At 48.3% G+C, this 14,472-nt stretch carries 11 protein-coding genes; 5 read left to right on the forward strand and 6 right to left on the reverse strand.

From position 1 onward, the window contains the following. Positions 1 to 73 precede the first annotated feature (73 nt). From GXP69_RS07445 to GXP69_RS07460, 4 genes are all read left to right on the forward strand, one after another. Positions 74 to 4,396, forward strand: coding sequence for an Ig-like domain-containing protein (locus GXP69_RS07445; RefSeq protein ID WP_163914007.1), 4,323 nt, complete (start codon positions 74 to 76; stop codon positions 4,394 to 4,396). A 71-nt stretch (positions 4,397 to 4,467) separates the two neighbouring features. Then, on the forward strand, positions 4,468 to 4,812 hold the full coding sequence (locus tag GXP69_RS07450) for an SDR family NAD(P)-dependent oxidoreductase (protein WP_163914009.1): 345 nt from the start codon (positions 4,468 to 4,470) through the stop codon (positions 4,810 to 4,812). Positions 4,813 to 4,823: 11 nt separating this feature from the next. Continuing rightward, the gene (locus tag GXP69_RS07455; protein ID WP_163914011.1) at positions 4,824 to 5,519 is read left to right on the forward strand and encodes a type 1 glutamine amidotransferase domain-containing protein; all 696 of its coding nucleotides are present in this window, start codon (positions 4,824 to 4,826) and stop codon (positions 5,517 to 5,519) included. 136 nt (positions 5,520 to 5,655) lie between these two features. Continuing rightward, the gene (locus GXP69_RS07460; protein WP_235925606.1) at positions 5,656 to 6,510 is read left to right on the forward strand and encodes a pirin family protein; all 855 of its coding nucleotides are present in this window, start codon (positions 5,656 to 5,658) and stop codon (positions 6,508 to 6,510) included. A 148-nt stretch (positions 6,511 to 6,658) separates the two neighbouring features. Here the strand turns inward: GXP69_RS07460 and GXP69_RS07465 are convergent, their stop codons facing one another. The 6 genes from GXP69_RS07465 to GXP69_RS07485 form a co-directional block, all read right to left on the reverse strand. Then, complete coding sequence (locus GXP69_RS07465; RefSeq protein WP_163914013.1) at positions 6,659 to 7,645, reverse strand: pseudouridine synthase; 987 nt, start codon at positions 7,643 to 7,645, stop codon at positions 6,659 to 6,661. A gap of 313 nt (positions 7,646 to 7,958) precedes the next feature. Continuing rightward, positions 7,959 to 8,087 (reverse strand): hypothetical protein, encoded by a 129-nt coding sequence (locus GXP69_RS19170; RefSeq protein ID WP_262887418.1) that lies wholly within the window; start codon positions 8,085 to 8,087, stop codon positions 7,959 to 7,961. Between the two features lie 333 nt (positions 8,088 to 8,420). Beyond that, on the reverse strand, positions 8,421 to 9,401 hold the full coding sequence (gene rluF, locus GXP69_RS07470) for a 23S rRNA pseudouridine(2604) synthase RluF (RefSeq protein ID WP_163914015.1): 981 nt from the start codon (positions 9,399 to 9,401) through the stop codon (positions 8,421 to 8,423). Between the two features lie 177 nt (positions 9,402 to 9,578). Further along, on the reverse strand, positions 9,579 to 10,919 hold the full coding sequence (brnQ, locus tag GXP69_RS07475) for a branched-chain amino acid transport system II carrier protein (protein WP_163914017.1): 1,341 nt from the start codon (positions 10,917 to 10,919) through the stop codon (positions 9,579 to 9,581). A gap of 196 nt (positions 10,920 to 11,115) precedes the next feature. Continuing rightward, positions 11,116 to 12,027 (reverse strand): universal stress protein, encoded by a 912-nt coding sequence (locus GXP69_RS07480; protein WP_163914019.1) that lies wholly within the window; start codon positions 12,025 to 12,027, stop codon positions 11,116 to 11,118. A 182-nt stretch (positions 12,028 to 12,209) separates the two neighbouring features. Next, a complete protein-coding gene (locus tag GXP69_RS07485) occupies positions 12,210 to 13,766 on the reverse strand; it encodes a M20/M25/M40 family metallo-hydrolase (protein WP_163914021.1) in 1,557 nt (518 codons plus the stop codon). A 244-nt stretch (positions 13,767 to 14,010) separates the two neighbouring features. Between GXP69_RS07485 and GXP69_RS07490 the strand changes: the two genes are divergently transcribed. After that, positions 14,011 to 14,289 (forward strand): hypothetical protein, encoded by a 279-nt coding sequence (locus tag GXP69_RS07490; RefSeq protein ID WP_235925609.1) that lies wholly within the window; start codon positions 14,011 to 14,013, stop codon positions 14,287 to 14,289. The last annotated feature ends 183 nt before the right edge of the window (positions 14,290 to 14,472 follow it).

Here is a 14,472-nt window from a genome sequence, read left to right on the forward strand (position 1 = left end):
TCCGGTTGTATGTCTCTGTTTTGCCCGGCAGATACGATAGCACCATTATCTTTTAACCCTCTTAATCATTGCTATGAAACAACTTTTACCCTGTAAGTACTTCTTACCAAAATCAACTAAAGCTAAGCCAATACCCTGCAACTATAGTTTCCTGTACTGTGTGTTGCCGGCTTTTTTTATGTTCTTTCTGGCTGCTGCTCCGGCAAGTGCGCAGCTTACCAAGGTCTGGGAAACACCGCCGTTTAAACATAGTTCTGGTTCAGGCAACTCATTTGTAGAACAGGAAGTGGATGGGGCAGGTAACCTGATCATTCTCGGTTCTGGCTTAACCCTCTATAAGTACGATGCTACCGGCAGGCAGCTGTGGGTAAATAAGTATGAGGTACTAGGAAATACGCCCACGAATGCCGGCTTATGGCTGGATAAGGCAGATAACAGCTATGTGCTATGGGGAAACGTGCTCGTAAAGTATGGACCAACCGGAAATCTGATCTGGACCAAAACATTTGATAGCTCACAAGGCGGCGTGGAAAGTGTTTCTGCGATGACGATGGATGCGGAAGGTAATATCTACGTGACCGGCAGAGTGGATAATGGCGGTACGGCTGTGTTGGGTGCTCAAAAATTATCACCTGCAGGGGCAGTGCTCTGGACAAGTAAAGTAACGGGGTTAGATGTCGGGCAGGTAATTGAGGTTGACGATAAGGGAGGGGTGTATGTGCTTACTTCCGCAACTAATCTGGTTCCTGGCAATGAGAGTATTATCCTGTTTAAATTTAATTCTACCACGGGCGCTGAAGAAATGCAGCAATTCTACAATACGCCACGGTTCCCATCATATTACGAAACTCCCAGAAAACTTCTTATCTCAAAGGCTGGTGAAATTTATGCTTTTGTAGATATGGTACGGGGGAATAATGAAGCAAGACAGCTTTTCCTCTATAAAGCCACTGTAAACGGGACGCTGATCTATAAGAAAGGGTTAGGAAAAACCGAAGAAGCTACGCTCTTGGATGCCGTATTTGCTGCTAACGAAGACATTATTGTATTAGGCCGCCTGCTGAAATACCGCACCACCTGGGACCACTTTATGACGCGTATTACGCCGAATGCAGATCATATTTGGTACCACACCTTTAATGTATACGAAGCTGATAACATGGTCAGGTATTTCTCGCCGGCAGCAGAAGGATTCTCAGTTAAATCAGATGGAAGTATAGCCATTGCGGGTAGTTATTCTTATCTCAGAATCGTGCCTTTCTCTGCGCCCGAGTCTTTCACAGAATATCCAAAATTGATCGTGGCTACTTTTAATAAAGACGGTGTGGAAACCTGGCGACAGGTGATGGAACACCATACCAGGCGGGATGGTATTGCAGGGGTGAGCTACCTAAACGACAAGAGCTTCTATGTTACAGGAGCCATCAGTAACATGCCAGACTTTTATACTCCGGTAAACCTGGTGGCCATGAAATTCGCAGACTGTTCCGGCTTTACAGCCAGTGCCGGCACAGACAAACAGATTTGCGCAGGTGGAAATGTACAGCTGCAAGCTTCGGGTGGTACGACCTATAGTTGGGCACCGGCGACAGGGCTCTCTGCTACAAATGTGGCTAATCCAGTAGCATCTCCAGCGCAGACTACAACTTACACGGTTACAGTAACCAATGCTGATGGCTGCACTGCTACAGACCAGGTGGTGGTAACCGTTAACCCAACTCCAACAGCTAAAATTACAGCTGGTGGCGCTACTACTTTCTGTACCGGTGGCTCGGTGGTTTTAACTGCCGATACTGGTACTGGCTATAGTTACCAGTGGCTACGCAACGGCAGTGCTATTAATGGCGCAACAGCAGTTAACTACACTGCTACAACGGCCGGCAACTATAGTGTAGTGGTTAATGCTGGCAACTGTAGTGCTACCTCAGCAAGTGTAGCAGTAAATGTAACAACTGGCGTAACGGCATCTGCCGGGGAAGATCAGACGATCTGTGCAGGAGGCAGTGTGCAGTTGCAGGCATCAGGCGGAACAACGTATTCCTGGTCTCCGGCTACTGGCTTATCAGCAACTAATGTGGCAACCCCGATGGCATCGCCAGCACAAACCACCACCTACACGGTAACAGTAAGCAATGGAAGCGGCTGTACCGCAACCGACCAGGTAACTGTAACCATTAACGCTGCACCAACGGCAACGATAACAGCTAGCGGCGCTACTACTTTCTGCGATGGTGGTTCCGTTACATTAACTGCCAATGCCGGCTCTGGCTATAGTTATCAATGGCTGAAGGATGGCAACCCGATCAACAACGCTACTGCAAGAACCTTTACAACAGCGGCAGCAGGAGACTTTTCTGTTCGCGTTACAAATAGTAGCGGATGTACGACTAGTTCAGCAGTAACCAAAGTAACGGTAACTACGCCACCAACTGTAATTGCCGGTCAGGACCAGAGTGTTTGTGTAAATGCTACGGCCTTAACTTTAACCGGCTTTAGCCCGGCAGGAGGTACCTGGTCGGGGCCTGGTGTGAGCGCCAACGGTTTGTTTAACCCGACAACAGCGGGAGTAGGATCACATACCTTAACTTACACTGTAAACCAGAACAGCTGTACTGTAAGCGCAACCAAAGTCATAACTGTAACGCCTGGCGTGGCAAGTTCGGCGGGCAGCATTTCGGGGGATGCTGCGGTTTGTGCAGGTGCAACTAACCTAACCTATAGTATACCAGCCGTAAGCGGCGCTACCAACTATACCTGGACGGTACCAAACGGCTTTACTATAACCAGCGGACAAGGGACAGGAACTATAACCGTGACGGCAGGTAATACAAGTGGCAGCATTTCAGTAAGAGCACAAAACGGGTGCGGTAGCTCCGATCCGTCAACTATAGCTGTAAATGTTTCGGCTATTCCGACAGCCAGCATCACGACTGGTGGCAGCACCTCGCTTTGCACCGGCGGTTCGGTTACGCTCACAGCCAATGCGGGCACAGGCTATAGTTACCAGTGGCTGCGCAATGGCAGCGCCATCAGCAATGCAACGGGCAATACCTATACAGTCAATTCCGCCGGCGATTATGCCATAGTGGTGCGCAATGCAGGAGGCTGTTCGGCTACATCTACTGCCGTGAGGGTAACTATGGCTGCAGGCGTATCCGCATCGGCCGGAGAAGATAAATCCATTTGTGCGGGAGGCAGTGTGCAGCTGCAGGCGACTGGAGGAACAACGTACACCTGGTCGCCGGCTACAGGCTTATCGGCTGCCAATGTATCCAATCCAACGGCATCCCCAACCCAGACTACAACTTACACGGTAACCGTTATAAGTGCTAACGGCTGTATAGCTACAGATCAGGTTACTGTTACCGTTAACCAGGCACCTTCCGCAACTATAACTGCCAGTGGCGCTACCAGCTTCTGCGAAGGCGGCTCTGTAACCTTGTCGGCAACTACCGGCGCAAACTATAGCTACCAGTGGCAGCGTAACGGCGCAACTATAGCGGGAGCTACGGCAGCGACTTACAACGCCACCACCAACGGAAACTATAGTGTAATCATCAGCAACGGAAACTGCGCGGCTACGGCCACACCGCTAGCTGTTAACGTTACCAGCAACATCAGCAACAACACCATTGCATCCGGCAACCAGACCATGTGTGCAGGAGCGGCAGCCGCTGAACTGCGCGGCACTGTGCCTTCAGGCGGAAGCGGAACCTACACTTACCAGTGGCAACAAAGTGCCAGCGGCGGCAACTATACAAACATACAGGGTGCCACTTCGAAGAACTATAGCCCGGGTAACCTGAGTGCCTCTGCCTGGTTCAGAAGAGTTGTTTCAGCGGGTGGTTGCAGCAACACAAGCGAAGCCGTCAGAGTTACAGTTAATCCGGTGCCAGTGGTAACGTTGGGTACGTTCAGTAAAGTCTGTACCCAGGACGAAGCACTTACCCTGACCAATGGCCAGCCAACGGGCGGTACCTACAGTGGTCCGGGCGTTGAGAATGGCATCTTTAACCCGGCAACAGCTGGCCCCGGCACACACACCATTACCTATACTTACGCTGAGGGCGGCAACTGTTCAGTATCAGCCACACAAACTATAGTTGTGGAAGAATGTGTAACCGGCGTGGAAGACGAAGAGCCACCACACAAATTTGTCATGTTCCCGAACCCGGCGAAAGACAACCTGTACCTAGAAGTTGACCTGCCGCAGCGCACCGATGTAAGTATTCGCCTTGTAGATGCCCGTGGCCGCGTGATTCTGAAACAGGACTATACCGGTAAAGCAGGAGCCTTTACAGAAACCCTGAAACTCGGCGAAATGGCCAAGGGCTTATACATACTGCAGCTCACAACCAAAGATGGGATGTACTCCAGAAGGGTAGTGCTGTGGTAAACTATAGTTGTACACGCAAAGGCCGTGGTTACGTATAGGTTTACTTTGGATGCAGTTAAAAGGCAGATGCTATGAGCGAAAAAGTATGGTTTATAACGGGTGTGTCCGGTGGTTTTGGGCGTGCGCTGGCCGAGCAGGCAGCCAAACGCGGCGACAAAGTGATTGGCACTGTGCGGCAGCACCGGCAGCTCGAAGAGTTTAACGCCATCAGGCCAGGCAGCACGTTTGCTTACCTAATGGATGTGACCAATGCCGATGGCGTAAAGGCAACTATAGATGCGGCCATAAAACACCTGGGCCGGATAGATGTGCTGGTAAACAATGCGGGTTTTGGCCTGCTCGGCTCCGTAGAAGAAGCAACTATGGCCGACTTCAGGGAGGTGATGGAGGCCAACTTCTTCGGGGCGAAACTATAAAACCTTAAGCTATGAAAGTATTATTTGTTTTAACCTCACACGATAAACTTGGCGATACAGGCAAGAAGACCGGATTCTGGATTGAAGAGTTCGCCGCACCATACTATACGCTTGCCGACGAAGGCGTTGAAATTGACCTGGCATCCCCGAAAGGCGGACAACCACCCATCGACCCAAAAAGTACAGAGCCCGATGCACAAACCGAGGCAACCAAACGTTTTTACGAAGACGAAGACCTGCAGCATAAACTCTCCAAAACCAAAAAACTGAGCGAGATTAAAGCCCAGGATTACGATGCCGTGTTTTATCCCGGTGGCCATGGACCGCTTTGGGATCTGGCAAATGACCAGGATTCCATCAGGCTGATTGAAGCGTTTTACAATGCTAAAAAGCCTGTCGCAGCTGTTTGTCATGGTCCTGCCGTGTTGGCCCAGGCCAGATCTGAAGATGGCAGGCCACTGGTACAAGGCAAGAAAGTAGCAGGCTTTACTAATACCGAAGAGGAGGCCGTGCAGCTTACCAATGTAGTGCCTTTTCTGGTAGAAGACAGACTGAAAGAACTGGGAGGAAACTATAGCAAAGTTGGTGACTGGCAACCACACGTTGTTACCGATGGATTACTGATTACAGGCCAGAACCCTGCTTCTTCGGAGCCCGCTGCCGAGGCCCTGTTAAAGCTGCTGCAGAAACAAAAGAGCAATGCTTGAAATTAAATGCTCAAACTATAGATTTATAATGCAACTGGGCGACAGGCTGGTTTTTACAGAATGATAGCATTGTAAGCGCCCATCTAAACAAAATGTGTAGTTTTATGTCCTTACAAAGAGCATCAGCTATCGCTACATGACAAGAAAAATCAAGAAAAAGCATAAAGCAGTGCATGCCCCGATGGGTGACCTGGTTACCTATCGGGCGCTGCCTACAAATTCTGTTGACTACATAGATCCGTTCCTGTTCCTGAATCACCATGGACCGCAGGTTTACAAGCCAAACAACTATGGACTGCCTTTCGGGCCGCACCCGCACCGTGGTTTCGAAACCTTAACTTTTATACTGGATGGCGACATTATGCACCAGGATACAGGCGGAGGAAAAGATGTGATTGAGGCTGGTGGTGTACAATGGATGACCGCCGGCTCAGGCCTGATCCATGCCGAAGTGTCATCAGATAAATTTAAGAAAGAAGGAGGCCCGCTGGAGATTCTGCAACTATGGTTTAACCTGCCCGCCAAACATAAAATGGCAAAGCCAAACTATATCGGTTTGCAGCAAGATGCCATACCATCTGTGGAAGAGAATAATGGCAAAGTAAAAGTGAATGTGATTTCAGGAAACTGGCGCGAAACCAAGGGGCCAATTCCCTCTGTCAGCGATATACACATGGCAAGCATAGAACTCAAAGCCGGTGGCCGTTTTACGACAACTATAGCTGCTGACCGCAATATTTTCTTTTATGTGGTGCGCGGTTTTGTAAACGTAAACGGCGAAAGAGCAGAAAAGCTAAACCTGGTTGAGTTTGCCAACGAAGGAGAAGAACTGACGGTTGAAGCCTTGGAAGACAGCTATATCCTGCTCGGACATGCACAGCCATTTAACGAGCCGGTAGTATCACACGGGCCATTTGTGATGAACACCGAAGAGGAAATCCACCAGGCGTTCCGGGATTACCAACAAGGCAAAATGGGAGTGTGGGAATAGAATTATGAATTATGAATTCATTTTCTTGATCAACTATAGTTCATATAGCATGTTATAAAATTCAGACCTTATAACTTCCTAACTCTTAAACCCTCTAACTCCAAAACTCTTAAACTAAAAAGGTGTGGCTTAAACCACACCTTTTTTATTATCTGCCTCGTTTCGGACCTGATGTGCTTTTGCGTGTTGCAGCACTGCTTCTGTTGCCAGTTGGTTTGGTTGTCCGGCTGCTGCCGCGGGTACCTTTGGCGCTGGATGCACCACCTTTTTTAGGTCCGCTTTCTTTTGGTTTGCTCTTGCCGATGCGTGGCGTACTGCCAACTTTGGCTACTTTAATACCAGTGCTTTGTTTTGCACCATCTTTCTTGCCGGCACGGTCAGAACTATAGTTGGAGCCGCGTTCTCTGCTGCTTTCTGTTCTTGCAACTTTGCTATCGACTATGTTACGCAGATGTTGGACCTCGGTGCCGTTTAGCGTGCGCCAGTGCCCGCTTGCCAGTTTTGCCAGCGTAATGTTCTCGATGCGGATGCGCTGCAGGTGTACTACCTTATAGCCCAGGTTCTCGCACAGCATTTTCAGGTTATGGTTGGTGCCAGGAGTAAGTACAATCCTGAATCGGGTAGAGGCTTCTTTCGAGATAAAGGTCTTCTGTAGTTTTTCACCTTTCTCGTCTTCGCCGCCGCCAATCAGCTTGGCTATAAACTCCGGCGAGATGATCTTGTCTACGGTTACAATGTATTCTTTCTCAAAGCGGTTGTCGAGGCGGGTAATTTTGCGCACCAGTTCTGTGTCGTTGCTCAGGATTACAAGCCCTTCGTGATCGCGCTCCATGTAACCGGCAGGCTCCAGCGAGGCAGGGTAGTTAATCGCACGCACCACATTGTCGCGTATGGCAGGGTCCGACTTGGCCGACATACCCACTGGCTTGTTCACTACCAGGAAAGCAGGCAACTCTTCACGTACACGCAGTATCTGGTCATCAATACGAACTTTATCTTTAGCCGTAACCAGCACACCAGGTGCAGGCAATTTACCATTAACCGTTACACGCTCTTCTTCTATCAGTCTGTCGGCTTCGCGGCGGGAGCAAAAACCACTATCGCTGATGAATTTATTTAATCTTTTAGGTTCCATAATGTAGGTGGCGTATGGTATTGGTACTAGTTTAAGCCTACGCCAGTTTTAGCAGGTTGCAAAATTACAAGAAAAGGATGGGTTTACCTTTCTTTGAACTATGAATTATCAAGTTTGCATGTTTTGGCAAGAGAGGTTTATCAGTAATATCGTTTGTTATTCCAAGCAAACTTGTTGAGTCTATAATAGTTCTTCTTCTTTGTCATCCTGAGCGAAGTCGAAGGATCTTACGTGTCCTATAGCTAACTATAGCTGGCATTTGCCACAAGCAGTTTGTGCTATAGTTGCTTTTCATCCTGGGAGCTTTACTCACCTACCGTTTTATAGTTGCTTTGGTGCGCTCACGGCCGCGGGGCCCCGTCTTCGGGCATCGCGCGGCTTTCGCTTCCTTGGCTCCTTCGTCGCCATGCCTGACGGCACCGGAACCTCTCGAGGCGCTCAACCCAAAGACTGAGATCTTTCGATAGCTAACCTATAGTTTGTTGGAGTAGCTATAGTTGCATGGCCTTTCTGGGGTGGTAATTCCTAGGGCCAGGCTGCGCCTGCCTGCTCGTAGTCTGTAACTATAGAACGAAAGCTCAACTATAGCTATAGCAGAAATTCCCCTCTTGGGAGGGGTAGGGGTGGGTTATCTCGCAACTATAGAACCATAGCTCAAACTATAGCAATAGCAGAAAGGCTCCCTCTCTTGTTTTGGGGTAGGGCCCCTCGATAAAAGGAGAGGGCTGGGGTGAGGTAAAAGCTACGGGTTGCAAACCCACGCCAGTGAAATGTATTACCTGCGTTTACTGCCGCCACTTCTGCCGCCGGACCTGCCGCCTGTGTTGCCTTTTGAAGCGCCACGCGAACCCCTGTTGCTTGATGATGACTTGGGTATGTCACGCTTGCTGCTGGCCGGTTTGCCACCACTTTTTGGAGTACTGCCCGGGCGTGACGGTTTTCCGCTGAACGATGTACCACCGCGCGGTTTGGGCTTGTTGCTTTTAACTGGCGCACTGCCTTCCCGCGAGCCTGCTGCTTTTTTGGCAGTAGCACCCGTTTCTGTTTTAGCAGAGCTTTCTACTAACCGCATCATTTCAGCGATTTCGGTTTCTGTCATTTCGCGCCACTGGCCCAGCGGGATCTTATTGATAGACAGGTGCATGATACGAATGCGCTGTAAGGTTTGTACCTCGTAGCCCAGCGTTTCGGTCATGCGGCGTATCTGGCGGTTCATACCTTGTGTCAGGATAATCCGGAACTTGTTTGGTCCCAGCTGCTCTACAAAGCACTTTCGGGTGTTCACACCGAGAATCGAAACGCCATTGCTCATGCGCTCTACAAAACTCTGGTTAATAGGTTTATCAACCGTAACTATGTATTCTTTCTCGTGGTTGTTACCAGCCCGCAGAATCTTGTTTACGATGTCGCCGTTGTTGGTCAGGATAATAAGTCCTTCAGAATCCTTATCGAGGCGACCTACCGGGAAAATACGCTCTGGATAGTTTACAAAGCTGATGATGTTGTCGCGCTGCGAACGGTCGGTAGTGGTTTCGATGCCGGGCGGTTTGTTGAGCAGCAGGTAAACTGGCTCTATGGTGTCTGCTTCAATTAAATTGCCATCAACACGCACTTTATCCCTAGCGGTAACTTTAGCCCCAACCTCTGGCTGCTTCCCATTTACGGTTACACGGCCTTGCTCAATCAGTTTGTCGGCCTCGCGGCGCGAGCAGATACCGGAATCGCTTATAAATTTATTTAATCTGGTGGCTTCCATAGGGTAGGCTTTAATTGTACAGCGTTGTATGTATGCGCTGTTTAAAAATCAAAGTTACTGAAAAGGTAGTTTAAACCGCCTCTGTTACGATAGATTGAGGTCGTAAAAATAAAGAAGGCAGTAAAACAGCTTCTGTACCGCCGTTTTACTGCCTTGTAAATTTTGAGCTATAGTTTCCTACTCATTTGCTACTGCAACAGTAGTGCTACGCAATGAGACCAAGTACCCAATAAAGCCACCAACTATAGCCGGAAGAAGCCAGCCCAGGCCCAGGCTATAAAGCGGAAGATAGTCTGCAAAGAAGTTGCTGATAGATGTTTCTATTCCGCCAGCGCTGATGCCTTCTACTAAACTAACGATAGCTGTAAACAGCACCGACCAGGTATAAACGCTGTTACGTTTTCCAAACACCGCGCCTAGCAAAGTAAGTCCGATCAGCACGATCACGATAGGGTAGATGGCTACCAAAACCGGTACCGAGAATGAGATGATCTGGGTAAGCCCGACATTTGAGATCAGTGCGCTAACTATAGTTAAGATCAACACATACGATTTATAAGAGATAGAAGGGCGGATTCTGTTAAAGTAAGCAGAACAGGCAACTACCAACCCGATACTTGTAGTCAAGCAGGCAAACAGCACAGCAAAACCTAACACCACATTGCCATAAATGCCAAACTGCATTTGCGTAACACCTGTCAGAATCTTACCGCCATTGTCCAGGTAACCCAGCGCATCCACGCTTGTAGCACCGGCATAAGATAGGCCCACATAAACTATAGCCAGACCAGCAGCAGCAATCAACCCGGCATAGGTACATATCTTGGCAATAGTGCCTGTATTTTCAACACCTTTTGCCCTGATCGATTCGATAATGATCAAACCAAACACAACCGCGCAGATGGTATCCATGGTTAAATAGCCTTCCTGGAAACCTTTAAAGAAAGGAGCTGCCTCGTAAGATGCCAGCGGCGTTTGTATATTGCCCAACGGATTTGTTACTGTAACTGCCAGTAAACCCAGCAAAATAAACAGCAGCACAGGCGTCAGTATTTTTCCGATACGGTCCACTACTTTGCCCGGGTTCAGAGCCAGCCAATAGGTAATGGCGAAGAATATAACCGAATATAAAATCATGCCCCATGGCGAGTTACGCAATCCTTCTGACAGGAAAGGCGTGATGCCTATTTCATAAGAAACTGTACCGGTACGTGGCACTGCAAACAGAGGGCCTATAGTTAAGTAAATGATGATCGGGAATATCAACCCAAAAGCCGGATGCACCCTGGATGAAATAGCCTGAATATCTTCGTTTTTTGATACACCAATCGCAACAACGCCCAACAAGGGCAGCCCTACGCCGGTAAGCAGAAATCCGGTAATGGCCTCAAACAGATTGGTGCCGGAAGCCTGGCCAAGCGATAAAGGAAAAATCAGGTTGCCAGCGCCAAAAAAAACAGCAAATAGCATTAAACCAATAACAAGCGTGTCTTTGGGGGAGAAATTAGAATTTTTCAAAATTATAGGGTTGGTATTAACTTACATTCTACCTGCAATTAAACACTCAAAACTTCAAAATCCTACAAAAAGAAGACATTTTAGTGTAGGTACAATGAATTTTGTTCGTGGTAATGCGCTGAAAATGTGAATTATGAAAATAGGAAATAAGTAAGTATCCCTGCCGGCACCTGTAAATTTGTACCGGCAGAAATAACTATAGTTGTCCCTGTGTTACCATGCTTTCAGGGTTCGTAACCTGAGGATGCAGGGTGGCTGGCGGAAGTGCCAGCAGCGGTACCTGCGGATGGGCTGTGATCCTGCCGGTTACGCTTTTATCCAGCAGTCTTTCCAGCATTGTATGTTTCTGCGGGATCAGCACCAGCAGGTCTGCTTTTTCGGTGCGTATAAAATCCTGTATCCCCTGGGCCACATTTTCCTTTACATCAAAATTGAAAGTGTAAGGTATCTCTTTAAACTGCTCTGTAAGAAGCTGGAGCGGGTAAGTGGCGTCAAAGGTCTGTTGTTGTGTTTCGTTCCGGTAGAGGTGTAGCACCTGCAGGTTTGCCTTAAAGGTCTTAACAAAATCGCTCACAAAACGCAGATCTGCCCTGGCTTGTATCTTACTCAGATTAATGGCAAAAACTATCGTTGCAAACTGGTTAAAAGTTAAACCACTAGGCACAGCCAGCACCGGTACCCGGCTCTTTTGCATCACCGAAATAGTGGTACTGCCAAGCAACGCCTGGCTCACAGCTTCGCCGCCCTGCATACCCATTACAACCAGGTCTATAGTATAGCGGTCTATCGCTTCCAGAATCTTCTCATAAGAGCCACCCATTTTGGCAAAAGCTTTTATAGTTACACCGCTAAACCGGCCAGCCTCACCACTTTCTATCGTCAGGTTTTGACGGGTTTGTTCGGCAAACTCCAGCAGCGATCTTCCTTTTCCTTCTTCCAGCGCCTGAGTCACATCTGCTGCGCTATGGGCAGCCGGCGGCGACATAATCGGGTAAAAGGCATGTATAAGGTATAGTTCTGCACCGGCTATGCGGGCTATCTCAAAAGCATAGTTCAGGGCGTTTTGGGCATTTTCAGAATAATCTACTGCTACTAATATCTTTTTCATCTCTGTCATGCTAAGTGTAGTTGGATGGTTGTAACTGCGTATTCAACCTTGATACAAAAATACAGCTTGCTTTAGCGGTAAACGATGCCTTTGGTCAGCATGAAAGATGAGATAAATCAGCTTAAACAAAACGGGCCACCTTTGCAGGCAGCCCGTTTTGTTTATTTGTATTGTTGTGGTGCTTAGTCCAGTCCGCCTTTGCGGGTTGGCTCTCTAAGCGCAGGCCAAGCAGTTGGCTCGCCTGTTCTTGGGTTAAGTGGTAAGTTAATACGCTCACGGTTTGCCAGTTCTGGTTCTTCGCTGGCTCTGTAAGCAAGTATCGCTACCAGAATAGCGTTGCTGCGCACATCGTCAAACACGATTTTGTCGTACGTGTCGCGGTTGGTGTGCCATGTATAGTTACCGTAAGACCAGCTCAAAGAGCTCAGCATAAACGCTGGAATACCGGCAGCTACGAAAGAAGCATGGTCAGAGCCACCACCACCCGGGAAGCCAGGGTATTGCGTCTGGATTGAGCTGGTGATCTCTCTTGGAGCAGCGCTTAACCAGCGGCCCATAAAGTCGTAAGCGTGCAGGAAGCCCTGGCCAGAAATGTTGGCAACACGGCCGGTACCGTTATCCTGGTTAAATACAGCCTGTGTGTTTTTCACGATCTGTGGGTTATCAGCAACAAAAGCGCGTGAGCCGTTCAGACCCTGCTCTTCGCTACCCCAGTGGCCAGCCAGAATTGTACGCTTCGGGTTAGGATACATTTTCTTCAGGATGCGCATGGCTTCCATCATAACTATAGTACCTGTACCGTTATCAGTTGCACCTGTACCACCATCCCACGAGTCGAAGTGAGCAGAAAGAATTACGTATTCATTTGGCTTCTCAGTACCTTTAATTTCAGCGATAGTGTTGAAAGCAGGTGCGTTCTTCAGGTTTTTAGATTCTGCCTGAATGTTGATCTGTGGCTTCTGGCCAGACTCTACCAGGCGGTACAGCATGCCATAGTCTTCCAGTTCCATGTCAATTGAAGGCACTTTTTTAGTGTAAGCACCAAAAATCTTGTTCACACCAAAACCACCAGACCAGTTAGAAGTAACAATACCAGCTGCGCCAGCTTTCTCTAGTGCGGCAGGTAAAGTACGTGCGTTGTAACCGGTTTTTCTGATGCGCTCGTTCCAGGAATCGGTTGCAGCTTTGCGGGTCTCCTTCATTTTCTCAAGAGACTCTTTTGTAGCAAACTCTTCCCAGTTGTACTCAGGGCGGCCAGTTGGCTGGTTCATCGAGATCATTACCAGTTTGCCTTTTACTGCAGGCAACCAGCGCTGGAATGCGATTGAATCCTGCACATCTGCAAGAATGATCAGCTCAGCAGTAACGCCTTTGCCTTTTGTGCCCGGGCTCCAGGCCAGTTGGGTAGCGTCCAAAGACTGCACACGTGGGTGTATCATAGATACGTTGGTAACGCCGCGTTGCCAGCCGCGCCACTCGCCCCATTTCTCGTTGCGGGCTTCGATGCCCCAGGTCTTATATTTGGCAACTGCCCAGTCGTGCGCTTTCTGCATTTCTGGTGTACCTACCAGACGTGGACCAATGCCATCCATCAACTCGTGCGCCAGCACTTCTAGCTGCGAGTTTTCGGTGGCTTCTTTCACGATTTTTTCTACTACCGGGTCTTTCGGTCCCTGTGCGTGTGCCAGGCTACCCGACAAGAGGAGTAGTACCACGAAGGATTGTATTCTTCTCTTCATAGAGGTTAGATAAGGGTGATTAGTAATTAAGGTATTTGAATAGTTTAATGTTAGAGCTAAATTAAGAATAAAGGTTTAATTTATAAACCTGAATATTTATGACACTGTTGTTTTGCAGATACATCGCTGGTCTAACCTCTAAAATATAGAAGTATTAGGGCGCAGGGAAACGATAAATTGTACTGCAGCAAAACTATAGTTGCTGTAATTAAGTGAAACTGTAATACCGTTCGTATAAGTAACAATGAATAACCCTGAGGAGAAGTACATGCTGGAATACGCGATGTTTGAGCGGCTGCCCTTCCGTAGCCAAACCGAAGCAATAGCAAAATATGGGAACATACTTGCCAGGCGCCAGCACAACAAATGGCAGGTTACGCTCTATGAACTTCATAACACCTTTGTAGAACTATGGAGCGGTGAGCAGGTGCAGGTGTATAGTACGTTTAAGAACTCGGCAAATAAAGTTGCCATTTTCGAGCCTTACCTGGATGCGGTAAATGTGTCTGGGCTGGAAAGATAGTTTTGCCTGTTACCCTTTTACACAACAAAACAGGTGCAAAAACGGTATCGGATAGAGTGGCCTGTAGCATGTACGGAGCAAAGCATATGGTTTTACTTATATAACTTGCAGGGCTACTTTTAAAGTATATTTTTGTGTGCAATGCAAACCATTGAAGATCCGCAGAACATAAACTAAACAACG

The organism is Pontibacter burrus, assembly GCF_010686685.1.
In the GTDB taxonomy this organism is placed as follows: Bacteria; Bacteroidota; Bacteroidia; order Cytophagales; family Hymenobacteraceae; genus Pontibacter; species Pontibacter burrus.

Bases quoted from the DNA above. Each gene is read 5' to 3' on its own strand.
- GXP69_RS07445 (WP_163914007.1), top strand. From the start codon at position 74: ATGAAACAACTTTTACCCTGTAAGTACTTCTTACCAAAATCAACTAAA.
- GXP69_RS07450 (WP_163914009.1), top strand. From the start codon at position 4,468: ATGAGCGAAAAAGTATGGTTTATAACGGGTGTGTCCGGTGGTTTTGGG.
- GXP69_RS07455 (WP_163914011.1), top strand. From the start codon at position 4,824: ATGAAAGTATTATTTGTTTTAACCTCACACGATAAACTTGGCGATACA.
- GXP69_RS07460 (WP_235925606.1), top strand. From the start codon at position 5,656: ATGACAAGAAAAATCAAGAAAAAGCATAAAGCAGTGCATGCCCCGATG.
- GXP69_RS07465 (WP_163914013.1), bottom strand. From the start codon at position 7,645: ATGGAACCTAAAAGATTAAATAAATTCATCAGCGATAGTGGTTTTTGC.
- rluF (WP_163914015.1), bottom strand. From the start codon at position 9,401: ATGGAAGCCACCAGATTAAATAAATTTATAAGCGATTCCGGTATCTGC.
- GXP69_RS07480 (WP_163914019.1), bottom strand. From the start codon at position 12,027: ATGAAAAAGATATTAGTAGCAGTAGATTATTCTGAAAATGCCCAAAAC.
- GXP69_RS07485 (WP_163914021.1), bottom strand. From the start codon at position 13,766: ATGAAGAGAAGAATACAATCCTTCGTGGTACTACTCCTCTTGTCGGGT.
- GXP69_RS07490 (WP_235925609.1), top strand. From the start codon at position 14,011: ATGAATAACCCTGAGGAGAAGTACATGCTGGAATACGCGATGTTTGAG.